Raw genomic sequence first — 25,776 nt, 5'->3', positions numbered from 1 at the left:
AGCATTTTCGGTGACTCCGCTTTCACCGGAAGTGCTCTAATCCTGCGAAGCCAGCTGCTCCGGTGACACATTACGCGCCCTTTGTGCGCAGACCAACTCCGGGATCCTGATAAGCGGGAAATCCCCTCCCCTTTCCGGCAATATCGGAGTGCCGCTCTTCGTGGCGAAAAGCTGCTCGACAATGAAGCCGAACGTGGCATCGGCACCTGGACATCGCCAACCGAGATTGCCCGGCTTCTTCTGATGCGACGCATTCCAAGACCTTTCCCGCGCGAGCATGACCTTTGGCGCTTCCGTGTGCTTGGCGCAAGCATCCCTGATCTTGACCATGTCGTTGCCGAGCAGGGGGAGAAACTGCCCACGCCTGCAAAGCCGATCCTGCCTCTTCACATGCGACCGGCTTTGCAGGCAGGGGTAGCCATCGTCGAGCGTGCTGGACCAGAGATGCTCCAGATGCTGAGTGCTCACATGATGGGCGGCAATCGCGTCCGATTCAGTGACGCCGCCGAGAGAATGATAACTCGAACCCGTGCGTGGAAAGCTTCATCCCAGATGCACTTAATCTGAGAATCCGACCGCCAGGATTCTCACAATTAAATGCCAATCTTGGATCAATTCGGCGCATTCTTACGTTTTAATGCCGAGCGACAGCCCCTCAGTTGACTGCCTGGACTTGCAATACTGAACGCCGGGGAATCAGACCCGTTCCAGAATCATGGCGATACCCTGACCTCCGCCGATGCACATCGTGGCCAGCCCATGACCGGAAGATGATCTTTGCAGTTCATGAACGAGCTTGGTGATGATGATTGCACCTGTTGCACCGACCGGGTGGCCAAGAGAAATACCGCTGCCATTTGGATTGGTACGCTCAGGATCGAAACCCAGCTGGGCTGCCACGGCATAGGCCTGTGCGGCGAATGCCTCATTGGATTCGACAATATCCAGGTCACCGACGGAAAGCCCTGCCCGGGCCAGCGCCTTCTGTGAGGCCGGCACCGGACCGATGCCCATATAGGCAGGCTCGACCCCGGCATGGGCGTAAGAGACGAGCCGGGCGAGCGGCGTAAGGCCATGAGCCTTCACGGCCTCTGCTGTGGCAAGAACGACCGCCGAAGCCCCGTCATTGATGCCGGAAGCATTGCCGGCTGTAACCGTGCCCCCGTCCTTCTTGAACAATGTCCTCAGCTTTGCCATGTCGTCCAACGTGGCGTCCTGGCGGACATGTTCATCCGTGTCAAAAGTGACAGTTTTTCGGCGATTCGTGACCTCGACCGGAACAATTTGCGACGTGAAACGGCCTTCAGCCAAGGCCCGGCTCGCCCTGCGGTGGCTTTCCACCGCTAGTGCATCCTGCATCTTGCGGCTGACACCGTAGCGTTCCGCCACATTCTCGGCCGTTACACCCATCAGGATTCCCCCGAATGGATCTGTCAACGCCCCGTTCAGCCCGTCAACAAGAATGGCATCTCCCATGCGCTGGCCCCAGCGCACTTGTGGGGCAAAGAAGGGGGCCCGGCTCATGATTTCGACCCCACCGCCGATGGCGATCTCCGCGTCGCCAAGCGCCAAGGCATTCGCTGCAGAAATGATTGCCTGCATTCCGGAGCCGCAAAGGCGGTTCACGGTCAGCGCAGGGGTCTCTTTTGGTATGCCGGCCTCGATCGAAACCACGCGCGCCAGATAGGCGTCACGTGGCGAGGTTGGGATCACCTGGCCAAACACCACATGATCGACGCGTTCAGGACTGACTTCGGCAGCGGCCATGGCCGCCCGGGTCACCATTGCCCCAAGTGCACCCGGTTCAAAGTCTTTCAGACTGCCCCCAAATGCGCCGATCGCAGTGCGTTTGGCCGCGACAATATAAATTTCTTTACTCACATCAGTCTCCCTTTGTCCGAGAACTTTGAATTCAGCCGCAGGGGCTATTGCCCTGTTGTCCGGACGATCCTCGTTTCAAAAAATTGCTGTCCGCGCTGTCGTCACCGCGTTGCCTTTTGACAGGATCGGGGCCAACCACGCTGCAACATTCGGCAGCTCGGTTTCGAAGAAATACTGAAATGTCATCAGTTTTCCGTCGATAAAATCAGCATCTGCACCACCCGCCTCGGCCAGTTTCCGCGCAGCAAGCGCCTGATCCAACCACAACCAGGCGACCACCGTATGTCCAAAAGCCCGCAGGAACAGTGTGGCATGCGCAAAGGCGCTTGACCCCTCGCAGCCACGCAAACAGTCGATCGCGGCGTTTATCTGACCCCACGCGTCGAGCAACTCATCTGCAAATCGCCCGAGGGAAGCGTCGTGAACCGCCGCTTCGCTGCAACGCCGAATAGCCTGTTCAAGCACCGCCAGTGCCTGCCCATCCCGCAAAATCTTGCGCCCGAGAAGATCAATACCTTGGATTCCTGTCGTGCCCTCGTGAATGGGATTGAGACGGTTGTCGCGCCACAATTGCTCCACCTGGAAGTCGCGTGTGTAGCCGTAACCTCCGTGTATCTGGATCGCGATGTCATTGGCTGCCAGACCGTATTCAGACGACCATGTCTTCGTCACAGGTGTCAGCAAGCCGAGCAAGGCGGCGCTATCGGCATCTGTCGTTTCCAGATCGACAAGCCGGGCGCAATAGAGACAAAGCGCCAATGCGCCTTCTGCATAGGATTTCTGCGCAAGCAACATACGCTTGACGTCAGCGTGTTCAATAATTGCGACAGGCGCTCCACCGCGTTCGCCAATGGGCCGCCCCTGGCTGCGCTCGCGGGCATATTGTACCGAAAGGCGATGGCTCCGGTAGCCGAGCGCCGCAGCGCCCAGACCGACGCTGATCCGGGCCTCGTTCATCATCAGGAACATTTGCCGCAACCCCTGGCCCGGCTCGCCCACAATCCACCCTACCGCACCGTCGCCCTCGCCAAAATTGAGCACGCAGTTCGCAGTGCCACGATAACCCATCTTGTGGTTCAGACCGGCAACGGAAAGGTCATTGCGGGTTCCATCGGGAAGAATCTTGGGAACGATGAAAAGCGAGATTCCAGGCGTGCCTTCGGGCAGGCGACCCTGGGCATCGGGCACTTTTGCCAGCACCAGATGAACGATGTTTTCGCTGATGTCCTGATCGCCACCGGAAATCCACATCTTGTTGCCGGTAAGACGGAACCGGCTTCCCAGTTCATCCGTGCCGTCGGGGACGGCCCGTGTCTGCAAATCGGCCAAACTGGATCCGGCCTGTGTTTCGGAAAGGCACATGGTGCCGAACCAGCGCCCTTCGATCTGTGGAAGCGCGAAAGTCTCGATCTGACTTGCACTTCCGAAGGTCGTGATCAGCCGTGCATTGGCAACCGTCAGCATGGGATAGGCAGCTGTGGCAATATTGGCAGCAGCGAAATAGGCAAATGATGCCGCGCAGGCGATGAAGGGTAGCCCAGATCCGCCATGTAGCTCTTCGAACCCAGCCGAAAAGAAACCCAGATCGGCATATTGTTTAAGCGCCGGACCAATCGGCGCGCAGACGTGAACTCCATCCGCCGTGAGTTCCGGCTCGTCGATGTCAGACTGTCTGTAATGCGGAAGGAACTGGTCTGCCGCCAGCTTTTCCGACAAATCCAAAAAGGCGGCCAGCAGATCACGATCCGCCAGATCATCGATTTTCAGCCAGTCGTGGAGAAGGAAATCAAGATCATTGCGCGAGATTAGGGAATTGGACATGTGTTCACTCAAATGATTGTGGCGCCGCCATCGACAACGATGGTTTGTCCGGTGATGTGGCCACCGGCGTCGGAGACCAGAAGCAGCGCCGGCCCCATAAGGTCAGTCTCGCCGCCAAGTTTGCCGAGAGGTGTCTGTGAAATCATCTCATCTCCGTGGGTATCCACGGTCGACGCTGTCATCTTGGATGGGAAAAAACCAGGCGCCAAGGCATTGACCCGGATCTTGCGGGGACCCCATTCAGCGGCCAGGGCCCGGGTCATGTTGATAAGCGCCCCCTTCGAGGTGTTATAGGCAATAGTCCCGGTGCGGCTGGGGTGATGGCCAAGAAAGCCTTCGATTGATGCCAGGTTCAATACCGCACCGCCCCCTTGCGGAAGAAAGGCCTGGCGCGCGACCTGCTGGGTGAGGTGGAAAACCCCCGAAACGTTCAAGTTGATTACCTTGTCCCAACCGGATTGTGGATAATCCTCGGCCGGAGCCCCCCAGGTCGCTCCTGCATTGTTAACAAGGATATCGATGCGGCCGAACTCGTCCATGACCCGCTCGACAAGCTGTTCTGTGACAAGAGTATCCGAGAGGTCTGCGGCAAAGGCCTTTACCGCAATGCCTTCGGCAGTCAATTCTTGAGCGGCGGCCTCCAAATCCGGCAGCTTGCGGGCGACAAGCACAATCGACGCGCCATACTGGCCGAGTGCGCGCGCAATTTGCAGGCCCAGCCCCCGCGAACCGCCCGTCACAATGGCAACCCTGCCGGCCAGGTCAAAGAGATTGGCGAGTTTCTTCATGATTTGTTCATCTCCGAAAAGGACCGGTTTTCCGCGACCAGCGTTTCTAGCAGGGGCGCAGGCTCGTACGCCCAGCCGTGGCGGCCGGCGGCAAAAGCGCGAATTTGTTTCAGGACATTTTCCAGGCCCCGCTGATCGGCGAAGAACATTGGCCCGCCCCGTTGGGTCGGGAAGCCATAGCCGTCGACATAGACAATATCGACATCCACGGGACGGTAGGCGATGCCTTCGCCCACGATCCGTGCGCCTTCATTTATCATCGCCAAGATGCATCGATCGACAATCTCTTTGTCATCGATGATGCGGCGTTGCAGCCCGATACGTCCGGATTCCGCCTCAATCAGATTTTCGATTTCCGGGTCGATTTCGGGCGTGCGACCATCCGGGTACTTGTAGAATCCCGCTCCGGTTTTCTGACCAAAACGGCCAAGTTCACAGATGAGGTCGGGCACTCTGGAATAAGGGCGGGCCGGCTGCTCCACGGCGCGGCGCTTTCGGATATTCCACCCGATATCCTGACCGGCCAAATCCATCACCCGGCACGGGCCCATTGCCATCCCGAAGGCCTCAAGCGCCAGATCCACCTGTTGCGGCAGCGCCCCTTCCTCAAGCAGGAACCAGGCCTGCCGAAGGTATTCTTCAAAAATACGGTTGCCGATGAACCCGTCGCAGACACCCGCCACGACACCGGTCTTGCGGATTTTCTTTGCGAATGCCATGGCGCTGATGAGAGTCTCGTTCGAGGTTTTTGCCCCGCGAACGATCTCCAGGAGGCGCATAATATTGGCTGGGCTGAAAAAGTGCATCCCAACGACCTGTTGGGGTCGCTTGGTGAAGGCCGCGATCGCATCAAGATCAAGCGTCGAAGTGTTGCTTGCCAGAAGCGCATGCGCTGGCGCGTATTGGTCGAGAATCTCGAACACCTGCCGCTTGACGCCGATATCTTCAAATACCGCTTCAATGAACAGATCCGCAGCTGCGGCGTCTTGTACTCTGGCGACCATCGAGAGCGCAGCCAGACGCTCATCGGCGACCTCTTGTGTGATCTTGCCCTTTTGAACGTCTCGATGAATGGTCTTGGAAATGGCAGCCTGCGCCTTGTCGCGCCGACCGGCATCGGGCTCGACCACATTGACCCTCAGATTGGCGGTCAAAAGCGCAGTTGCAATCCCCGTTCCCATCAGGCCGCCACCTATGACGGTCACCGTGCCAATCGGGAGTGGCTCCGATTTCGAAATGCATGGAATCCGCGAAACAAGGCTGCGGCCGAGGAAGACATGGCGCAGGGCTTTTGCCGTCTCTGACTGCATTAATTCACCAAACAGGCGCGCCTCAAACTTCTGTCCTTCGCGGAAGCCGAGCCTTCCAACGGCCTCGACGCAAGCGACGATGTTTTCTTCCGCAACAGAAAGGAGACGGCCTTGCCGAACCTGAACAATCGTTGACGCGATATCGTCGGGGACAGGAAGCTCACCGGTCGGCCGGACTACGGATAAAATGCCGGACTTCATCATCTCCAGCGCTGCAGTGACCGCGTCACCTTCGACCACTCGGTCAATCAAACCGATCTCAGCCGCTTGTTGCGCGGAAATCGGCCGCCCGCCCAGCATCAGCTCCAGCGCTCTTGCAGCCCCTACCAGACGGACTGTCCGCTGCGTGCCGCCTCCTCCGGGCAGCAGCCCCAATGTAACCTCGGGAAACCCGATTTGCGCGTCGGAAGATGCCACCCGGTAATGCGCGGACACTGCCAACTCCAGTCCACCACCCAGGCAGAGGCCGTTGATCGCCGCAATGACAGGCTTTGACGCCGCCTCAATCATATCCTGCAACCCGCGGATTGCATCGAGCCGTTCGGGGCTTTCTTCAAAATCCTTGATATCCGTGCCGCCGCTGAACCGAGCTCCGCCATGTATGACGATGGCATCGACCTCGGGCGCAGCAATCGCATCGCTGACAGCGTTTCGCAGCCCTTCAACAAGCCCCGACGAAACAGACAGGGCATTCACCGGCGGGTCTGAAAATTTGATGATTTGTACCGCGCCATCAAGGCTAGTTTCAATGAGCAATTTCTTCTCCACCTGATACGACGAAAAGCCAACGGATAGTCATTGTTCTCTTATATTATTGATAATAATAAGATTATTCTCAACATTCCTGCACCAGACAACTCCCACCGTGACTCATCATATCGGCAAGGCCAGACCCGATCAACGATTTGTTTGAAAAAATGTACTGCATTGAATGTCGCGGCTTTCCACCGTCCGCTTGTTCCTCGGCAGCGTGGTACGCGCGCCCCACCAGTCGACAATGACTTGACCCCATGGAAATCTTCGATGAACGCTCTCCCTGGAAACCAACGCCTCACCGAGCAGTGGCCCGATGGCACGCATGATGGCGGAGCCGGCCATCGCAAGCGGACCCCTCAGTCGGATCATCGACGGCGCTCGCCGCATCGCGCTTGAAGGCGACAGCACAAGACGGCAAAAGACACCGCCTACTTGACGGGCGCTGAAAAGGCAGAAATCAATCTGCTGATGACATCAACAAGATAAGCGACCATCGATCGCACTCCGCTGTCACGGAAGCAGTGAACCGACTGCCCGCGACCTACCGAAATGACCGTTCCGTTTTGCCGAAATGCGCATTCCCGATGACCAATGAAAATGACAAACCAAGTTCGACCAGCCATTCTGCGCCGGTGCGGCAGATCATTGGAAATGCGGTTATTGCCGTTTTATCCGAGGCGGGCATCGGAAAATTGACGCATCGCGCCGTCGCCAAAGCGGCGGGAATATCGCTTTCAGTGACAACATATTATTATGCAACCAAGGCCGATATGCTTGCGGACGCGTCGCAGCGACTGATGGATGGCTATCTTTCGCGGTTCCGCAGCATTGCTCGCGACCACCGGCACGGCAAGCGCCCTGTCTTGGCACTTGAAGTCTTTTCAACATTGCTCGTGATGAATGCGGCCGGAGCCCATCGCACTTCGACCACAGCCTGGTATGAGATCATCCTGAATTCCCCTCGCAGCCGTGAGGGAACAAAGAGGGCTTCCAAATGGTTCTCGGAGCTTCTGGATATCTGGAGCGATCTGGCGGCCGCGATGGGTGAGGAGAGCGATCCAGCCCGCATTCAGAATGCGATCGACCGGGTGGTTGGCCTTCAATTGATGGTAATTGCCCTTAGGCTGACTAAGGAACAGGTCAGCGCGGTGGCCGCAGGTTCTGATCCCGTCGCTGCCTGGCAGTTGCCCGCCGAACTGAAACCAGCGGACGCAGAGCCGCCGCAAAAGTTGGACAATTCGAAAACGCGCATCTTGCAAGCAGCCATCGATCTTTTGATCGAAGAGGGACCGGGCTCGGTTTCCTATCGGAAAATTGCAGAGCGCACAGGGGCGGCTCAGTCGGCTCCAGCCTATTACTTCGGGTCCATTTCGGATTTGCTAAATGCTGCACAGATTGAATTGTTTCGTTCGTCAAAGACCCGATATCGAAAACACACTTCGGAAAATCCAAACCGAAACCAGTCAATCAGTGACATTGCGGACCTCACGACCGCAATTATCATACGTGAGGCCACTGAATTCGGCTTGAATTCAGTGGCACATTACTCCCTTTGGCTTGAAGCCGGACGCAATGACAGACTTCGCCCAGATGTACAATTGGCCATACGCGACCAGATATTCGCATGGAAGCGCCGACTATCTCTGGTGATGCCAACTTCGAATAATACGGCCCTGTATTTCCAGGCACAGTTCTTGGGGCAATTGATCCGTCTCATCGCAACGGGGGCCGAGATATCCGCCTTGTCAGACATAAGGCATCTGCATTTTCAGTCTCTGGAGACGCAGCTTAAATCTATGCGGTCTGGCGAAACATCCTGATTCCGGCACTCCAGTTCGCGGCAACCCAGAAATTGCTGAGGGTTTCCGAAGCGCGTGACCACAAGAAGTCACGAAAGACGCCAAATCAGTGACGTCCACACACACACCTCACTCACCGGTATAAAAACGCTCGGCGCTCCGCTTGATGACCGGACCATCGAGCGCGAGCGCAAAGCAGGCCCCATAATGGGGCGGCATGGGATCATCCTGTTTCAGCGGTTGTCCGCTTTGCCTCCTCTGTTGTTCCAAATAGGCGGGAATTGTCTGATATGCTGCTGTCGCCATATTGAACAGCAACTCGCGAATATGCGAGCATCCACAGATGCCGCCGATAGCGGCGCTTACTCCACGCCGCCACCCGGCGGACATTTTGAGTCCGACAACGCGGTCGAGAAACTGTAATGCGTCCGGACACTCGGGATAGGGCGTAGCCAACATGCCCGCTTCAATGCTTCTGACGATATATTCGCTATCGATGCAAGCCCGCACAACCATGTGATGAATTGGTTCACCTGCGGCACGGGAAACACCACTTTCATTCGAGAAATCGAACGGTTTTATGTCAGTGAGGTGCCCCTCGATATCCCACAGGCCGTCGTCGCGCAAAAAGCTGCGATAGTTTACTTCGCGCGTGTGCATGGGGCGGCGCGACACCGCAACGGATATTCCGTTCTGAAGACTGGTTTCGCTCATATCCATGCACTCCTCTGCATCCGCGCTGTGATTTGACGGACGGAAATCCTAGAGCCCGAACCCGCCGTCCACACGCAGTGTTTGTCCACTAATGTACTTTGCCCGTTCGGAGGCAAGGAATTCGACTGCATCAGCAATCTCATCCGCTTTTCCGAACCGCCGCAAGGGCACTTCATGGCGCTGCCGATCCCAAACGGATGGCGTATAAAGCTCTTCCATGAATTTTTGCCCCAGGCCTGCATCTATGAATCCTGGCGCAACTGCGTTCGCCCTGATTCCAAATCTGCCTTCCTCTTTGGCAATGGCGCGGCACAGCATTTCGACCGCCGCCTTCGGGATTGCGCCAAGCCCGTCCCGCGGAGGAAAACTATGCACGGCTATCGAGCTCAGGGCCACAAATGCGCCGCCACTGTTCTGACGCATCAAGGGAAGCGTGGCCTTTGCCAATTCAAAAAATCCAATGACGTCCACATCCAGTGCCGCAGACAAGTCCGTACGCGACAGCTCCGATACATAGCCTTGCGAAATATGGGCTCCCGAAGCAAAAATGACCGCGCCCAAGGGGCCCAGCCATTCCTGAGCCCCTGATGCTGTCGCCCGGATCGTTTCCGGCTCCGTCAGATCGCAGAATTCAGACCGGGCACGCCCCCCGCTGCGCGAGATGTCGTCAACAACTCTCAAAGCGGCGTCCTCGTCGGTACGGTAGGTGAGACATACCGACCACCCTGCTTGCGCCATCTTCCGACAAATTGCCCGCCCCAATCCGCCCGATCCGCCGATCACCAGTGCAGTGTTTCCCATCTCGGCCCCTTAGACACGCCAGCGATTATCAAACGGACACGGTTCTGCATTCACCGAGTCACCAAAACCAGCTCACTTTTAACAAACGTACGTTATTTTATCGTGGTCCACAAGGCCGCTGCGGGTCGCACCACTTGGTCAATTTGAACAACCCGCACATGCATTGTTTCAAAGCGCAACAGTGCATGAATCCAACTGGATAGGTGGCGCTGTAGCCGTTGCGGAGAGGAAAACCCAATACAGCTATTGACAGTCCGCACTCAATTGTTTCAAACAATCGTTAGTTTTTTTATTGCTCGAAATCCGCCTGTTTTGGCAGCGCGTTTTCAGCAATCTCTTGCGACACACAGTGCTAAAGAAAGATAGATGCAATGTCTGGACCTTTGAGTGGCATCCGCGTTCTGGAGATTGCCGGACTGGGGGCCGCACCGTTTTGCGGCATGATCCTCGCGGATTTGGGCGCAGAGGTTATCCGCGTCGACCGGACGCACGGCGGCCGAGTGACCGATCCGGGTGCGGACAGAGACAGTTTCGTCGACCGTGGCAGACGCTCGATCGCGCTAAACCTGAAGTCGCCCGAGGGCGTTGCGATACTTCTGCGCCTTGTTGAGACATCAGATGCACTTATCGAGGCCTTTCGCCCGGGTGTGGCAGAAAGGCTGGGATTTGGACCAGAGGCCTGCCTGATGCGTAACGAAAAACTGATCTATGGCAGGATGACCGGATGGGGCCAGACCGGGCCCCTTTCACAAGCGGCCGGACACGATCTGAACTACATTGCAACGTCCGGCGCCCTTCACGCGATCGGTTCAAGGGATGCCGCCCCTACACCCCCACTGAACCTCGTCGGAGATTACGGCGGCGGCGGCATGTTGTTGGCCATCGGAATCCTCTCGGCGATCCTCGAGTCTGTTCGAACCGGCAAAGGTCAGGTTGTTGATGCCGCAATGAATGATGGTGCGGCGATGCTGATGACAGAGATCTATAGCCAGTACGCACGCGGTAACTGGACCAATGCTCGTCAAGACAACTTCCTTGATGGAGGAGCTCCATTTTATCGAACTTATGAAACTCGGGACGGGAAGTTTGTTTCGATTGCGGCGATTGAGGCCCGGTTCTACGCAATCCTCATTGAGAAGTGCGGCATCGAAGGCGTTCCCGCCTCCAACCAATGGGACAAAGGCTCGTGGCACGAGACTTGCGCGAAATTCGAGGCAAGGTTCAAAGAAAAGACGCAAAAGGAATGGTGTTTGTTGCTGGAAGGAACTGATGCGTGTTTTTCGCCAGTACTGGACTTTGAAGAAGCTGCTCTGCACCCTCACAACAAAGAACGCCGCACGTTCAGGCAACTTGAAGGCCAGATCGTCCCGGCTCCCGCGCCGCGCTTCAGCAAGCATGGTGACATTGCACTTCCACCTCTGGGTGGGGTTGGATCAGAAACGGCAGAACTCCTGGGCAAGTTGGGATACACGCAGGAGGCGGTTTCCGATTTGATCACTCGGGGAATTTGCTCTCAAAGCTGACCGATAGAAAACCGGCGATTGCTGCCCCCGATACCTGAGATTTTTGACCTGTTTGGGGGCATGTTCGAGTCCCTGTCCGGGTTGCGAAAGACCTCACTCAACTATCGAAGCGCTGTCTTCAAGGGCAGCTCGGGGCACGCGAAACTGATTGGCGATATGAGCCTCCTCTTCATACCCAAATGAAACGCCACAAACAAATGCTCGATCATCCGGCCATGCAAAACGCGATCTGAAAAATTCCGCCGCAGTGGCAAGTGACGCCTGGGGAACCGAGGCAACGCCCAGGCTTTGCGCGGCAAGAATGAAGTTTGCGACATAGGCACCACAATCCATCACACCATAGGTGCCGAGTTGGCGGTCTGTCGTGATCAATGCGACATGCGGCGCCCCGAACATGCGGTAGTTTTCCAAGCGTTGGCGATCTGCTCCGGCACGGTCCTCTCTGCTAATTCCAACAGTTCCGTAGAGTCGAAGGCCGCAGTCCTTGCGCCGCTCGGCGTATATTCCAGTATATTTTTCAGGGAAGGCAATATCTGGAGATGGTTCCGAATTTCGGACATGATCAACAAGATCCGCGCGAAGCGTCCTCATTGCCTGTCCGGATATGACCGTCACGTTCCAAGGCTGCGTATTGCACCACGAGGCCGTCAACTGCGCCAGTTTCAGAATTCGCCAAATCGTAGCATTGGCAACGGGTTCGGACTTGAAACCACGGCAGCTGTGCCGCAAAGCGAGAAGCGCCTCCAGTGTTTCATCAGGAGTGGATGACTGTGGTGCGTCCAAATTCATTGAGCCTCATCTCTCCATTACGGTTCTGGCTCGAAGTTAACCTCCGGCTCAAAGCTTGTGTGATTGAAAATCAGCCTTACCGATCAGAATTCCAGGCAAACACCCCGGCGCTCGGGTCAAGGAGCGAATACCATGAGGCTCCTCCGGGCGGCATTTTCTTTCGTCAATCATTCGGCTCATCAAATCCAGGTCGCGGCACAGACTGCAAGAGCGTCGTACCCCAGCCGCCATCGCACAGAATCTCCTGTCCGCTGATGTACCCAGACCGGCTGCTGGTAAGAAAGACAACGGCATTTGCGATGTCTTCCGGGAGACCAATCCGGCGCACCGGTACGATCTCCTCGCGCTTTTTCCGCACAACCGCGTCCCGATAAATCACCTCGGACAAGGGTGTGATGACCATAGCGGGACTGACCACGTTGCTGCGGATGCCGCGCGGTCCCAGTTCTTGCGCCAAGTTCTTGGACAGCATGGCTACGCCTGCTTTGCTGACACTGTAGGCGCCGCTGGTCGGTTGCACATGGCTGCCCGCGATAGATGAGATGTGAACGATACTGCCACCACCCTTCGTGATCATCTGGGCGGCAAATACCTGTGAGCAGATAAAGTAACCGGTAAGGTTTACATTGAGAACTGCCGTCCAATCGGCGATGGACAGACTGGAAAGCGGACCAAAGCGAAGCAATGCCGCATTATTGATCAAGAAATCACAATTTCCAAGCTCTGCGGCAACCTTGCGGGCCGCCGATGCTACACTTTCAGGATCCGTGACATCGGCGCGGCAGGCGATTGCCGATCCCTTTGCGCTCCGGATTTGGCGCACGGTCTCTTCAGCATTGTCCAGATCGAGGTCGATCACGGCAACCTGACAGCCCTGCCTTGCAAGCGACTGCGCTATGGCACGACCAATCCCGCCGCCACCGCCTGTAACGACGGCAATCCTGCCATCCAACTCCAGCCAGTCACCTTGCATCCGACCTGTCCACTTTCGTTTGATCAAAATATTCTGCGGGCAGTGGTTCGAACTGCCGGCAATGGGATTACTTCACCTGCGCATCGGTTCCGAACATTTCTCTCAAAACCCGCTTCAGAACTTTGCCCGACGGGTTTCGGGGCAATTCTTCAAGCACTTCGATCCGTTTCGGAACCTGATATCCGCCGAGATTCTGTTTGGCGAAATCACGCATTTCCTCATGATTGATCGTCTTTCCCGGGCGCGCCACAATTGCAACTGTAAGAGCCTCGCCCCAGTAAACGTCGGGAACTCCGAATGCGGCCACCTCTGCGATATCCGGGTGGCCGGCGAAAACCTCTTCGACATCTCCCGGATAGATGTTTGCACCGCCGCTTATCACGAGATCCTTCTTGCGGTCTGCAATGTACATATAGCCACGCTCATCGATGCGCGCGAGGTCGCCAGAATGCAGCCAGCCATCTATAATGGCTTCGGCGGTTTTATCGTCTTCCTTCCAGTACCCTTTCATGACCGTCGGCCCGCGAACCAAAATTTCTCCGATTACGCCAGGCGGACAGTCTTTGCCTGCCTCGTCCACGACCCTCAGTTCGACGCCCGGGATCCCTTTTCCGATTGACCCCTCCGCTTCAAGATGCTCCTCACGCCCCAGGGCGGCGCAGTGCGATGTTGCCTCAGTCAGCCCATAGGCTTGAACCAGGATCTGCCCGAAAACGCCGACAGCCTCCTTCAGCCGCGGGCCGGTGATGGGGGCTGCGCCGTAGACGACTGATCTGAGAGAGGAAAAGTCGAAGCGGTCCCTTCCGGGCAAATCCAGCAGTTCATAAAGCATGGTAGGCGCTAAAAAGATGTACGTAATTTTCTGCTCGGAAATGGCGCGTGCGATCTTTTCGGGATTGAAGCGCTTGATCAATTGAACAGTAGCACCCTGTGAGAAATGAATCAGGGTGTGGACAATTGTCTGGTGATAAAGCGGCGAGACCTGAAGCACCTTGTCGGTCTGCACTGCACCAGCATAAGCGGCAGTAACATTGGCAATATCAACGGTGACATTTCGATGTGTGAGGCACGCCCCTTTCGGCAGTGACGTCGTGCCGCTGGTGTAAACAATCGCGGCGATATCGTCGCGCTGAATGGCAGGGCGTGCGGGTGGGGGCGCATCTTGCGGCAGCCAGTCGCCGAACAGGGTCACACCGGCTCCCGAATGATCGATTGACACGACCTTTTTCAACATTGGCATTTTCGACTGTGCCAGTGCGATCGTATCTGCAAAGCTACTGCTGGTCACAATAATCTTTACACCGGAATTCGTCATCAGATTGACGTGTTCGCTGGTATTTAGCCGCCAGTTCAGCGGCACATAGATGCCGCCGATCGACATGATAGCGAAGTAGGTGACGAGGTACTGCGGCTCATTTCCCATGAGAATAGCCACGCGGTCACCCTCGCTGATCCCATCACGTTTCAGCGCAGCGGCGGTGCGGGCGACCAGATTTACGAACTCTCGGTACGAATATTCGCCATCGTCCCATTTGAGTGCGGTGCGCTCTGGGTCGATGTTTGGGTTGTTGAAAACAATATCTCCGACGAAATCCATTGGTCTCCCCTTTATCGCGATAGGCCTTGATGCGCCCATCGCCCGGATGACGGCAGGGCGCATGACTTGACAGTGTTACGCCAAGTCATATTGCTTCATGGTTTCCTTGTGGATGATCAGCTTCATGATCTCGCTCGTTCCTGCACCAATCTCATGGTGCTTTGCATCGCGGTAAAGACGCGCGACCTGATATTCCTCCATCAAGCCGTAGCCACCGAGGATTTGGACCGCCTCCCTCGAGGCCATCACGGCTACTTCGGACGAATAGAGCTTCAGCATCGATGCTTCATTCGACATTCTTTCGCCGCGTTCGGCCGCTCTGACCAGATGATAGAACATCGTTCGGGAAATCTCGATTCCCGCCGCCATACGCGCAATCTTGTCCTGGATCATCTGGTAATCTGCGATTTTCTTGCCGAATACCTTTCGTTCATTTGCATAAGGGGCCGCGATGTCGAGACAGGCCTGTGCGATCCCGGTATTACATGCGCCTTCGAAAACCCGCTCGACGTCAAGGCCATCCAGCATGATGTAAAAGCCCATTTCAGCCTCGCCGAGAATTTGGCTTTCAGGGACGCGCACGTCGTCAAAGAAGATTTCCGAGGTCGGCGAACTGCGCAGACAAAGCTTGTCAAAGGGTTGACCGACTGACACGCCCGGCGTGTTGGCGTCGACGATAAAACACGTCCCGCCATGGGCCCGCCTGTTTTCACCGCTTGTCCGGGTGAACACCAGAAAGAATTGTGCGATCGGCGCGTTGGTGATGAAGGTTTTGTGGCCTTTGATGACCCAATCACCACCGACTTTTTTTGCCGTGGTTCGGGGGCTGAGCGCGTCCGATCCGCCGGTCGGCTCGGTCAGACAGATCGAAGCGCAGGCCTCACCGGTAATCAGCGGGCGAAGGTACTTTTCCTTCTGCGCCTCGGTGCCGTACTTAGCCAGATGCTTTGCCACCAGACCGATATTCACAAAGATTGTCGCATCAAGCCCCGCATTGACCCGCGCCGTTTCTTCGGCAACGATCGCACGTGTCATGAGCGACCCTCCGGACCCGCCATATTCGACCGGCAAGTAGGTGCCGAGAAGATCAAGATCCCCCATACGCTTGAACAATGACATCGGCGGACGACCGTCCTTTTCCATCTGAGGGACGAGGGGTTGAAGTTCGTCCTTCATGAAGCGACGGACCATCGTCCGAAACTCGAGCTCTTCCGCCGTGAGGAATGTCTTAACTGCAAGTGATTTCATAATTTTTCTCCGTCTGAATTGTTGGCGGATCAGGCCTTGAAAAGGGCGTGCACGCGCGCGGCATCCTGGGGCTCGAAGAATTCGGTCAGGCCGACACGGCTGGTTACCGGCAACCCGGTTCGTTGGGTCATGGCAACGCGCAATTCAAGCGTCTTGAGCCCGATTGAAAGCGAGTCAAAGATGGGAACGCCCAGATCCTTGATCTGATTGAGGCCGGCAACCGATGCGATGCAGCTGAGACCAGCGCTGGCGATGACAATCGAGTTTGCACCGTTTTCGACCAGTCTTCTGGACTGGCGCACGATCTCTTCGGCAACGAACTCCGGCTCGACAAAGCCTCTGGTGAAAGCTTCCATTGAGGAAATGTTGATGCCCGCGACACCGGCGCATCGGCTTTGCAGGCCATTGGAGGCAACCAGACCCTCCGTATATTCCAGCCAAGGCCGGTCTATCACCGTTACCACACCGAATTTTGCACCATACTCACAGGCCATATGCATGGTTGCGGCGAAGGGCCCGACGACCGGGATCTTGGACAACGACCGCCCCTGGATGATCCCGGGGTCGCCGCAACATGCCACCATTGTCCCGTCAAAACCTTCATTGCTGGCTTCGGCGAAACGGTGCACGACATCAAGCGAGTTGATATAGTAAGGATAGGAGAAGATCGTATCCGACGCGCGCTTGAGCCGCGCAAACCGGTGGGTCAATTCGGTTCCCGGCTCTTTGATCTTGCTGAAAACTCCGTCTATCAGTTTGGTGTAGGGCTCAGACCCTTTTTCGGCGTTGATATGAATGATGCACAGTTTCATGCCTTATCTCCTGCTTTGACGGACGCTCGTGTTTATTTTCCAGCGAATTTCGCCGGTCGCTTTTCCAGGAAGGCGTGCACACCTTCCCTATGGTCTTCGGAATCAAAGAGGGCAGCAAAAAGCTGAACCTCGCGGCGATGCCCTTCGTCAAGCGAGTGATCATCGCCAAATATCATTGAGCTTTTGGCCGCCGCCACCGCGAGTGGCCCCATGCTGTTGATCGTTTCGGCAAGCGCCATGGCCTCATCAAACGACTTGCCTTCGGCCACAACCTGGCTGACCAAACCAATCTCGGCCGCATGGGATGCGGTGATTTTCTCGCCGGTGAACAACAGGCGCTTGGCCGTGCCGGGTGCGACCAGTCGGCCCAGCATCCGGGTACCACCAGCCCCCGGAATAAGCCCTAGCCGAACCTCGGTCAGGCCAATCCTGGCCTGTTCTTCTGCGATAACGATGTCGCAGGCCATCATCAGCTCTAGCCCGCCTCCAAGTGCGTGACCATTGAGCGCGACGATCACCGGCACACGAAGACGATACAGCGCCTCTTGCATAGCCTGAACCTGAAGCGCCATCTTGGCTGCCGTGTGCCGGTTCAACGTGGTGAAAAATTTAATATCGCCGCCAGCGACAAAGCAGCTCCCCGTCCCGGTCAACACCATGGAACGCACGCTGTAGTCATCTTCAATCTCACGAGCGACAGCGTGAATTTCATCCGAAACGTCTGGATGAAGGGCATTCACCGGCGGATTGTCGATGCGTACGACAATTGTGTCGCCTACTCGCTCCCTATGAATGTGCTGGTACATACCTTGCCCTAGATGCGGTTCCCAAATGCTCGGGAGCATCTATATACGAATTAATAAAACAAACAACCGTTATTTAGTTTGCGCATTTTTAGCCAACACGGTAAGACGTGGGGCAAGGCTGGATTTCCGCCATACGCCCCCCTCGGGGAGCCCTGATCGAAGAGTTTGGCGCGGCAAGAGAATCAAAAGAGGAGCCAGAAATGAACGACCAAGTGGCAGTTGTGACCGGTGGAGGCGGAGGCTTGGGCCTCGCTGTTTGCAGAAGCCTCGCCCAGACCGGGATCACGGTAGTCTGCCTCGATATCGGCAATGCAGCCGAACGGGCGGCAAAAGCCCTTGGCGAGGAGGGGCTCGCGATCGAGCATCAACAATGCGACGTGACCAATTCGGCTGCAACCATCGAACTGAGCGACAACATCCTCGCGCATCACGGTCAGATTGATATTCTGATCAACCTTGCCGGTGTTGCGCGCAATGCCAAGCTCGTTGACGTGACAGACGAGGATTTCGATCTTACGCTTTCCAGCAATGTGCGCGGGACGATGAACATGATGCGAACCTTTGCGCCCCACATGAAGGAACGCGGCTACGGCCGGATCATCAACACCAGTTCGGTGGCCGCGCTGGGGTCTATCGCAGGAACAAGCTATACAGCCGCCAAGGGCGCCATCGAGGCGATGACAAGAACCGCCGCCATGGAACTCGCCCGCTACGGCATCACCGTCAACTGTGTGGCTCCTGGCATCATCAACACAGGCATGTTTCAGAAGCAGCCGGAACGGGCGCGTAATCACATGCTGGATCGCACACCTATGCGCCGCAGTGGCGAGCCGATGGAAATTGCCGCTGGCTACCGGTTTCTGAGCTCTCCTGACGCGAGCTACGTCACCGGTCAGACACTGTATGTCTGTGGCGGCGTATCTGTTGGAGATTTTCGATAAATCATCGTTACATTATAGGGGATTATCCATGATCGACTACGGGCTGACAGGTTCCACGATCATTGTCGCCGGCGGCGCCTCCGGCATCGGGCGCGCAATTGTGAACCTGGCTGTGAGCCAAGGCTGCAAAGTCGGGCTGCTGGACGCCAATGAATCGCTTTTGAAAACTGTATTGGCGGATCTCGCCACCTCGGGGACCAAAGTTGCTGGCCGCAGCCTCGACATTCGCGACGAACCGGCAATTCATGCGGCTGTGGAAGACATCGAGACGGTGCTGGGCCCTGTATCCGGCCTGGTAAATTCTGCGGGCATAAGCCGGCCTGGACTGGCCACCGATATTGCCGCGAACACCTGGTCAGATGTGATTGACGTAAACCTCAAGGGATCGTTCTTGCTGTCCCGGGAAGTCGGGCGCCGCATGGTTTCACGCGGCAAAGGGTCGATTGTGTTGGTCTCATCGGTTGATGGCAGTGGTGGTCATGCCGCCCGCACCCATTATAGCGCGTCGAAGCACGGTGTGTTAGGCCTTGTCAAATCACTTGCGATCGAATGGGGACGCCATGGCGTACGCGTCAATGCGCTTTGCCCAGGCATCGTGGATACACCCCTGTTGCGCGGCAACATCTCGGCAGATCACATTTCCGGCGTCATGGAAGACCGCATACCTATGGCCCGACTGTCCACCGGCGAAGATCAGGCGAAGGCAGCTCTGTTCTTGCTTTCCGACGCCGCATCTTATGTGTCCGGAACCAGCCTGACTGTGGACGGGGGCCTGACTTCGGGCTATTTCACGCATCTGAACGGAGAAGACTGGGGCAGCCACTGAACAGCCCGCGGTTTGCATCGGTGACACCGTACGTCGGCCATCCAGGGCCATAGGCTTCGTATTTCCGGCAACGGCCGGCGCAATCGAAGCCAGATCCGTCATATCCATCTTGATCGTGACAACTGTCGCGTCGTTGTTGCCCAGATGAGCCTTCAATTTCTCAAGCGCCTGGACGCCTCGCGGCGATCACCACCCGTGCTTTGTGACGGACGAATCCCGCGCCAAACCTGGTTGACGTCCCGGTTAAAAGGACGGTCTTACCCGCGAGATCCCCAAACATCCCAATGCTCCGTTGCAACCTGCTGGAGGCATTTCTTCAGGCTTCTCAGGTCGTGACCGCCACTCTTGTCACTCGATCGGATGGCGCACTGTCGCGCTGGTAGGACAGCACATGCGCATGACCTCTACTCCCGGCGTGCAAGGCTCAAAGCCGCTCGAAGATAGTCACGTTGGCAAGACCGCCACCCTCGCACATCGTTTGCAGACCGTAGCGCTTGCCGCGTTTGCCGAGCGCATTCAACAAGGTGGCTGCGATCCGCGTTCCGGACGCTCCAAGCGGATGCCCCAGTGCAATGGCACCACCATTCACATTCAGGCAATCGGGGCTTGCGCCGGTCTCTTTGAGCCAGGCCAGCGGCACCGACGCAAAGGCTTCGTTGACTTCGAACAAGTCGATGTCATCGATTTTCATCCCGGCCTTCTTCAGCGCATTCAGCGTGGCCGGAATCGGCGTCTCCAGCACAATGACGGGGTCGGAACCCTGCACATGCATGCTGTGTACCCGCGCGATTGGCTCGACACCCAAACGCTTGAGGCCGCGCTCGTTCACGACAAGCATGGATGAAGCCCCGTCGCAAATCTGGCTGGCATTGGCCGCTGTGATCACGCCCCCGTCCACAAGCAGCTTGACCTGTTGAATTCCTTCGATCGTCGCTCCGGCCCGAACCCCTTCATCGGTCCCATGCATAGCTTCGGTTCCGTCGGGCAGAACAATCGGAACCGGCACGATCTCACCGTGAAACGCCTCTTCGGCATCGGCAGCCTTGCGATGACTTTCAAGCGCGAAGTGATCCAACTGCTCCCTGGAAAGCTGGTATTTGGTCGCCATCATCTCGGCACCCGTAAACTGGGATGGTTCTACCGAGCCGTAACGCTGCTCAAACCGCGCGCCGCGGTAATGACCCATACCATTTTTCTCGGCCAGCGTTGAGGCAGTGAACATCGGCACACGCGACATGCTTTCAACGCCACCGGCAATAACGACATCCATCGCACCCGAGATGACTGCCTGAGCCGCAAAGTGAATGGCTTGCTGGGACGATCCACATTGGCGGTCAATTGTCACGCCTGGTACTGCCTCGGGCAGACAAGACGACAAAACCGCAGTGCGCGCAACATTCTGGGATTGCTGGCCTACCTGTTGAACGCAGCCAAAGATGACATCCTCGATCAGCGCCGGATCAGTGCCGGTTTTCGCCAACAAGGCGTCAATGATGAATCCGCCAAGATCAGCCGGATGCCAACCGCTCAGGCGTCCATTCCGCTTTGCTCCGGGCGTACGCATTGCCGCGACAATATAGGCTTCCGACACAGCACCATCCTCCAGTTTCGCTCGCTGAGAGAAAGCGTATATCGATTCTGGATTACATACAAACGTTTGTTTGTTTAAGTTGCGAACACCGAAGCGGCTTCGCAAGGCGATCCATTTTAAGGATCGTAGAGACTGCCGATTGGCGCTTTAGGACGAATTTCCGAGAACCCTTCGAGCCGCGCTTTGGTATTCGACAATCATTGTTGCGACAGAGAGGCGCCCGCCCGCCTTGTACCAATACGAAATGCTGGTCAGCATATTGATCAGCATGTTCGCCGAAAGCTTCGGATCCCCAACGGAAAAGACTCCAGTCTCCACGCCATCGAGTATGATATCTAGCAGAATCACCTCAAACTTCTTCCGGATATCAACGATTTCACGGAATCCGGCCTTTGTCAGACTGCGCAACTCAGACTGCGAAATCATCGCCTCTTTTCGACGTTTGGCGTGCCAACCAACCATGACCTCGACAAATTTGTCCAGCCGTTCTTCCGGGCTTTTGGCGTGCTCCTCTGCCTCGGAAATCTTGTCGAGCAGCTCCTGCATGATCTCACGCATGATGATCACAAGCAGTTCATCCTTGTTCTTGAAATAGTTATATAAAGAACCCGCCTGCAACCCCGAATCCGAAGCAAGGTTTCGCAGGTTCATGCCATGAAAACCATGCTTGGACAGTTGCCCAAGTGCAGAACGGCGGATGATGGGCCATGTTTTGTCTCGACTGGAACCTTCAGTTCGCATCTTTTTCCTTTCAGCGAAAACACGTGGAACGATGTTTTACACACTTTCCACACCGCACAATTTCACATAGCCTTGCTTTTTGGTGCCTGAGCGTCTCCAGAGACACTAGAATCCGGCACCGCAGATTGGCACCTGCGTTGATTTGCCAGATTCCTCGGTACCTCACACAACTTCAATCGACAACATAAAACTATTGTTTGTTATTTTTCGATGGCTTGCGAGAGACCATATCCGTTGGCCTATCTGCCGAAAATGAAACCCTGAAGGCGCGGCTTGACCCGTCCGCACACATGACGAGGTCCGCCCTCACGTCAAACCTCGATACGTCGTATGGGGACGACATAGCTAGCAAACCAAAACGTCGCCCAAAGCGGGCGACGTTCCAATATTCATTTCGACGCGATGATGGACAACTACTTCCCCAGTTCCTTTTCAAGGTCGGAAATCATCGACTTATAGTCTTTCAAAACTTCCTCTGCGTTCGTCAGACCCAGTGTTTTATATTTCTCCAGCGCCACCGCGACCTGTGGCTCAAGATTTACTCTGATCTGCTCCGTCAAGGCATCATCAGCACGAGTAACCGTTTTGCCCTTGGCTTTCATCTCTTCGATACCGTCAGTTTCTGCGACCAGAAGCGACTTGCCAAGATTCGTTGCAAAGTAAGCTCCAGAAATTTCGGTGATGGCCGCCTGGTCTGCAGCGCTGATACCGTCCCATGCGGCTTGATTGACAACCAGCAGCAAAGCCGAGTTGAACAAGGCCCCGGGAACGATCGTGAGATTTTCAGTTACGTCGGCCAAGTGGAAGCTCTTGGCCTGCTCGATGCCAGCTAGCGAGCCATCCAAGGCCCCAGCGGAGAGCATTTCATAAGTCTCCGATACACTTTTCTGAACCGGAACGGCTCCAAGCGCCTCAATTGTCGCGATGGTTCCAACAAGTGGGCTGCGCAACTTCAGACCCTTGAAATCCTCGACCGTTTTGATCGGGTTTTTCGTAAAGACGTGCCCGGGTGAAGTTACGAATGCAGAGGCCACATGCACGCCTTCGAACATATTGAGTGGTGCGAGCCATTTTTCATAAAGCTTCGCGAAGGCTGGCGCGGCGACGTCGGACCTGTCCGTCAGAAAAGGCCCCTCCCCGATGGAAATCAGATCAAAGCGACCGGGCGTGTAGCCAGGAACGATCAAGCCGACTTCGGCCAGCCCGTCTCGGATGACATCATATTGCGCCGGCACGGTTCCGACGACCTTAGGTGCAGCAACGATCTTCACCCGGCCTTCCGTAACCTTTTCGACATCCGCCGCCCAAGCCAGCACGCCGTCATCATTAAGGCGATGCCCGGAAGGCAGCCAGCTTGAGTAGGTCCATGTTGTATCCGCAGATGCAGCTGCACCCGCAAACATCGCGCTGAACGCAACCGCAGCAACGAGCCCCTTTATTTTCAACTGGATCATATCCTTCTCCCTCTCCCTCGATTGGAACACGCAACACGCGCCACGTCAGAAATACTAACGTACGTTTGTATATTGCCCTTTGCCCGCCACGTCAACAATTTGCTTTCGCAAGAGGTCACGAGCCGAAAGCAAGCGAGTCAACAAGTTCACGGAGAGCCTACTTGCCGGTCGCTTGAATACATCTGCGCGGCAAGCCGGCACACGCTTCGGTATCGCCGTCTACGGCATTGCGCTGGCCAACCCGCAGAGTGCGCGGCTGGCGTCGATAGGGACTACCGGCGCCGCCTGACGAGAAATCACCAAAGCGCGCCGAATGCCATCATGGCTCGGGCCAGGGACGCGGAGTTGCCTGGTAACCAAGCGCTTGCAACGGGTCCCGCGCAGGAATCCAGCCAATGAACAATCTCAGGTCGAATCCCGGCACGGACAGCTTCCCGGCAGTGGCAATAAATTAATTTATCTTACGGTTGTTAGTTTGTATAATTTATGCTAGCGCTGTCGTCGCCTCTCAGGTTTTCAAGATAGCCTCGTGGCGGCGAACTTAAAAGACGGGGATGCGGATTGGCCTCATAGTCTTGAGATGTTCGAGCGAGAAGGGGCGAGACAAGTGTATTTTTGACGGCTTGGGAGGGCCGGACGCAATGCCGATTGTTATCAAAGGGCACCATCACTCATCGTCAATCACCCAAGCGGTTGCGCTGCCCCGCGGCTCTCGCCACTCGACACATGACGCACATGAAGAGCCCGCCAGTTCGGCGGCTTTTTCTTATGATGGTTTGGGAGCTCAGTGATGAAGAAAAGGTTGGCCGATATCGCAAATCTTCTTTCCAGCGCATTGTTGCTGGTCCTTATGGCGGTGATGTTCGCTGACGCGGTCCTGCGTAATTTCTGGAACAGTCCGATCGCCGGCGGCGGCGAAATCGTGGGCATCGCGCAGGTCGGCCTAGTCTTTGTCGCTCTGGCTGTCGTTGCAGCAAACAATGATCATATTGCTGTCGACATATTTGATTCCTTCGTCGGTCCGAAAGTAAGATGGATCCAGCACATTTTCAGCACGACCCTTGGCATCGGATTTTTCGGCTTGCTTGGTTTTCAATCTTTCAAGCTGGGCCAGCGGTCGCTGTCATACAATGAATACACTGGCGCCATCGACTTTCCGGTCGGCTACCTGTTCTGGTTTATCTCGGGCATGTCAGTTCTGACGGCGTTGATCCTTGTAATCAGCCTGTTCGAAACGCCACGGTCGCGCGACAACAGCATCACGGACGAGGTGTAGCCATGCTCCTGGCTTCTATTGGTTTTCTGGCTGCCTTCGCGCTAATCTTCTTTCGCGTTCCAATCGCAATCGCCTTGGCCGTGGTCGGCGCCGTCGGTTTCGCCTATGTGACCTCACCGACCGCGATGCTGACCATATTGGCTTTGACTGCAAAGGATACGACCTTCAGTGAAAGCCTTGCGGTCATTCCTCTATTTCTCCTGATGGGCAATTTCCTTGCCGAATCCGGCATTGCAAAGGACGCTTACGAAGCCGCGCAGCGGCGATTCCACAAGACCCGGGGCGGCTTGGCTATGGCAACCATCCTGGCCAGCGCCGGCTTTGCTGCCGTCTGCGGTTCCAGCGTTGCGACAGTGGTCACCATCGGTCAGATTTCAATCCCGTCAATGCGCCGGTTCGGCTATCCTGACGACTTGAGCGCAGCATCTGTGGCCGCCGGCGGGACCCTGGGCATCTTGATCCCGCCTTCCATCGTCATGGTGATCTACGGCATTTCGACAGAGACCAATATCGGTATGCTATTTGCTGCAGGTCTTATACCTGGGGTAATCGGCACCATTGGCTACCTGCTTGCGGTCCGCTGGAAAGTCCTTAGTGCCGGAGGCATGGAAGCAGACCCCGACACCATGCCAGATCACAGCGCCACGTCCACCGTAAGTGTCTGGTTTGTGGCATTGCTTTTCTTCATCGTCCTGGGCGGCATCTACAGCGGCCTGTTCACGCCGACAGAAGCGGCAGCCGTCGGCGCGGTTGGAGCACTAGCCTTCGCGCTCGCCAGCCGCCGTGTCGGGATCAAGTCGATGCTGGCTGTGCTGAACAAGACTGTGTCGACAACCGCCGTCTTATTCGCTCTGCTGATTGGTGCATCGATCTTCGCTGAATTTATCAACCGGACTGGCGCTCATGTTGCCTTGCTGGATTTCATCAACCAAGGCGGAATGCCAGGGTGGCTGGTGCTCCTGGTCATCATCATCACCTATCTCGTCCTGGGCTGCGTCCTGGAAAGCATCTCCATGATGTTGCTGACCATACCGTTGTTTTTCCCGATCATAACAGGGCTGGGATATGATCCTGTTTGGTTCGGTATACTGGTTGTTATTCTGGTCGAAGTCGGCCTTATCACACCCCCGCTCGGCATCAACCTATTCGTTGTCAGGTCTATCGCTCCGGACATCCCGGTAAGCGCGATCCTGCGAGGCATCGTTCCTTTTGTCGTGGCCGATGTAGTGCGCGTAACAATCATCGTTGTGTTTCCCGGCTTGGTGCTTTGGCTACCGCATTTGTTGTTTTAGGCTCGGGACTTCGGCAACGGAACGGTTCCAGTCAAGC

Annotated in this window: 22 protein-coding genes; 6 read left to right on the top strand and 16 right to left on the bottom strand. The window is 56.2% G+C overall.

The annotated features are described in order from the left end of the window. Positions 1 to 36: 36 nt before the first annotated feature. From O4H62_RS22075 to O4H62_RS22055, 5 genes are all read right to left on the bottom strand, one after another. The gene (locus tag O4H62_RS22075) at positions 37 to 330 is read right to left on the bottom strand and encodes a hypothetical protein (RefSeq protein WP_269391024.1); all 294 of its coding nucleotides are present in this window, start codon (positions 328 to 330) and stop codon (positions 37 to 39) included. A gap of 366 nt (positions 331 to 696) precedes the next feature. Further along, entirely contained in the window at positions 697 to 1,881 is a 1,185-nt protein-coding gene (bktB, locus tag O4H62_RS22070) for a beta-ketothiolase BktB (RefSeq protein ID WP_269391023.1), read from the bottom strand. Positions 1,882 to 1,956: 75 nt separating this feature from the next. Continuing rightward, positions 1,957 to 3,702 carry an acyl-CoA dehydrogenase gene (locus O4H62_RS22065; protein ID WP_269391022.1) on the bottom strand — a complete coding sequence of 582 codons (1,746 nt, stop codon included), beginning with the start codon at positions 3,700 to 3,702 and terminating at the stop codon, positions 1,957 to 1,959. Positions 3,703 to 3,710: 8 nt separating this feature from the next. Then, positions 3,711 to 4,490: an SDR family oxidoreductase gene (locus tag O4H62_RS22060; protein WP_269391021.1), complete on the bottom strand. Its 780-nt coding sequence runs from the start codon at positions 4,488 to 4,490 to the stop codon at positions 3,711 to 3,713. Further along, the gene (locus O4H62_RS22055; RefSeq protein ID WP_269391020.1) at positions 4,487 to 6,556 is read right to left on the bottom strand and encodes a 3-hydroxyacyl-CoA dehydrogenase NAD-binding domain-containing protein; all 2,070 of its coding nucleotides are present in this window, start codon (positions 6,554 to 6,556) and stop codon (positions 4,487 to 4,489) included. Before O4H62_RS22055 ends, O4H62_RS22060 begins: the two co-directional genes overlap by 4 nt. Positions 6,557 to 7,140: 584 nt before the next feature. Here O4H62_RS22055 and O4H62_RS22050 point away from each other — a divergent pair. Continuing rightward, positions 7,141 to 8,376, top strand: coding sequence for a TetR/AcrR family transcriptional regulator (locus tag O4H62_RS22050; protein ID WP_269391019.1), 1,236 nt, complete (start codon positions 7,141 to 7,143; stop codon positions 8,374 to 8,376). Between the two features lie 108 nt (positions 8,377 to 8,484). Here O4H62_RS22050 and O4H62_RS22045 read toward each other — a convergent pair whose 3' ends face one another. Both O4H62_RS22045 and O4H62_RS22040 read right to left on the bottom strand, forming a co-directional pair. Next, positions 8,485 to 9,069: a DUF2889 domain-containing protein gene (locus O4H62_RS22045; protein WP_269391018.1), complete on the bottom strand. Its 585-nt coding sequence runs from the start codon at positions 9,067 to 9,069 to the stop codon at positions 8,485 to 8,487. 48 nt (positions 9,070 to 9,117) lie between these two features. Beyond that, positions 9,118 to 9,870 carry an SDR family NAD(P)-dependent oxidoreductase gene (locus tag O4H62_RS22040; protein ID WP_269391017.1) on the bottom strand — a complete coding sequence of 251 codons (753 nt, stop codon included), beginning with the start codon at positions 9,868 to 9,870 and terminating at the stop codon, positions 9,118 to 9,120. 371 nt (positions 9,871 to 10,241) lie between these two features. On the opposite strand from O4H62_RS22040, the gene O4H62_RS22035 reads away from it, so the two are divergent. Beyond that, entirely contained in the window at positions 10,242 to 11,393 is a 1,152-nt protein-coding gene (locus tag O4H62_RS22035; protein ID WP_269391016.1) for a CaiB/BaiF CoA transferase family protein, read from the top strand. A gap of 93 nt (positions 11,394 to 11,486) precedes the next feature. Here O4H62_RS22035 and O4H62_RS22030 read toward each other — a convergent pair whose 3' ends face one another. From O4H62_RS22030 to O4H62_RS22005, 6 genes are all read right to left on the bottom strand, one after another. Further along, complete coding sequence (locus O4H62_RS22030; protein WP_269391015.1) at positions 11,487 to 12,182, bottom strand: nitroreductase; 696 nt, start codon at positions 12,180 to 12,182, stop codon at positions 11,487 to 11,489. Between the two features lie 163 nt (positions 12,183 to 12,345). After that, complete coding sequence (locus tag O4H62_RS22025) at positions 12,346 to 13,155, bottom strand: SDR family NAD(P)-dependent oxidoreductase (protein WP_269391014.1); 810 nt, start codon at positions 13,153 to 13,155, stop codon at positions 12,346 to 12,348. A 67-nt stretch (positions 13,156 to 13,222) separates the two neighbouring features. Continuing rightward, positions 13,223 to 14,752 carry a class I adenylate-forming enzyme family protein gene (locus O4H62_RS22020; protein WP_269391013.1) on the bottom strand — a complete coding sequence of 510 codons (1,530 nt, stop codon included), beginning with the start codon at positions 14,750 to 14,752 and terminating at the stop codon, positions 13,223 to 13,225. Positions 14,753 to 14,827: 75 nt separating this feature from the next. Then, positions 14,828 to 16,000 (bottom strand): acyl-CoA dehydrogenase family protein, encoded by a 1,173-nt coding sequence (locus O4H62_RS22015; RefSeq protein WP_269391012.1) that lies wholly within the window; start codon positions 15,998 to 16,000, stop codon positions 14,828 to 14,830. A gap of 29 nt (positions 16,001 to 16,029) precedes the next feature. Continuing rightward, positions 16,030 to 16,812 (bottom strand): aspartate/glutamate racemase family protein, encoded by a 783-nt coding sequence (locus O4H62_RS22010; RefSeq protein ID WP_269391011.1) that lies wholly within the window; start codon positions 16,810 to 16,812, stop codon positions 16,030 to 16,032. A 32-nt stretch (positions 16,813 to 16,844) separates the two neighbouring features. Next, positions 16,845 to 17,618, bottom strand: coding sequence for an enoyl-CoA hydratase/isomerase family protein (locus O4H62_RS22005; RefSeq protein ID WP_269391010.1), 774 nt, complete (start codon positions 17,616 to 17,618; stop codon positions 16,845 to 16,847). A 200-nt stretch (positions 17,619 to 17,818) separates the two neighbouring features. Here O4H62_RS22005 and O4H62_RS22000 point away from each other — a divergent pair, with 200 nt between their 5' ends. Together O4H62_RS22000 and O4H62_RS21995 are read left to right on the top strand one after the other, a co-directional pair. Then, positions 17,819 to 18,559, top strand: a complete 741-nt coding sequence (locus O4H62_RS22000) for an SDR family NAD(P)-dependent oxidoreductase (RefSeq protein ID WP_269391009.1) — start codon at positions 17,819 to 17,821, stop codon at positions 18,557 to 18,559. Between the two features lie 28 nt (positions 18,560 to 18,587). Further along, on the top strand, positions 18,588 to 19,385 hold the full coding sequence (locus tag O4H62_RS21995; protein WP_269391008.1) for an SDR family NAD(P)-dependent oxidoreductase: 798 nt from the start codon (positions 18,588 to 18,590) through the stop codon (positions 19,383 to 19,385). Between the two features lie 424 nt (positions 19,386 to 19,809). Here O4H62_RS21995 and O4H62_RS21990 read toward each other — a convergent pair whose 3' ends face one another. The 3 genes from O4H62_RS21990 to dctP form a co-directional block, all read right to left on the bottom strand. Then, positions 19,810 to 20,976 carry an acetyl-CoA C-acetyltransferase gene (locus O4H62_RS21990; RefSeq protein WP_269391007.1) on the bottom strand — a complete coding sequence of 389 codons (1,167 nt, stop codon included), beginning with the start codon at positions 20,974 to 20,976 and terminating at the stop codon, positions 19,810 to 19,812. A 147-nt stretch (positions 20,977 to 21,123) separates the two neighbouring features. Next, positions 21,124 to 21,717 carry a TetR/AcrR family transcriptional regulator gene (locus O4H62_RS21985; protein WP_269391006.1) on the bottom strand — a complete coding sequence of 198 codons (594 nt, stop codon included), beginning with the start codon at positions 21,715 to 21,717 and terminating at the stop codon, positions 21,124 to 21,126. 413 nt (positions 21,718 to 22,130) lie between these two features. Next, the gene (dctP, locus tag O4H62_RS21980; RefSeq protein WP_269391005.1) at positions 22,131 to 23,171 is read right to left on the bottom strand and encodes a TRAP transporter substrate-binding protein DctP; all 1,041 of its coding nucleotides are present in this window, start codon (positions 23,169 to 23,171) and stop codon (positions 22,131 to 22,133) included. Positions 23,172 to 23,961: 790 nt separating this feature from the next. Here dctP and O4H62_RS21975 point away from each other — a divergent pair. Together O4H62_RS21975 and O4H62_RS21970 are read left to right on the top strand one after the other, a co-directional pair. Next, positions 23,962 to 24,447, top strand: a complete 486-nt coding sequence (locus O4H62_RS21975) for a TRAP transporter small permease (RefSeq protein ID WP_269391004.1) — start codon at positions 23,962 to 23,964, stop codon at positions 24,445 to 24,447. Positions 24,448 to 24,449: 2 nt separating this feature from the next. Continuing rightward, complete coding sequence (locus O4H62_RS21970; protein WP_269391003.1) at positions 24,450 to 25,739, top strand: TRAP transporter large permease; 1,290 nt, start codon at positions 24,450 to 24,452, stop codon at positions 25,737 to 25,739. Positions 25,740 to 25,776 lie beyond the last annotated feature (37 nt).

It is taken from the genome of Parahoeflea alexandrii, from assembly GCF_027214025.1.
Lineage (GTDB): Bacteria > Pseudomonadota > Alphaproteobacteria > Rhizobiales > Rhizobiaceae > Hoeflea > Hoeflea alexandrii_A.
Note: the sequence above shows the minus strand (reverse complement) of the source record. Positions and strands in the feature narration are given on the sequence as shown.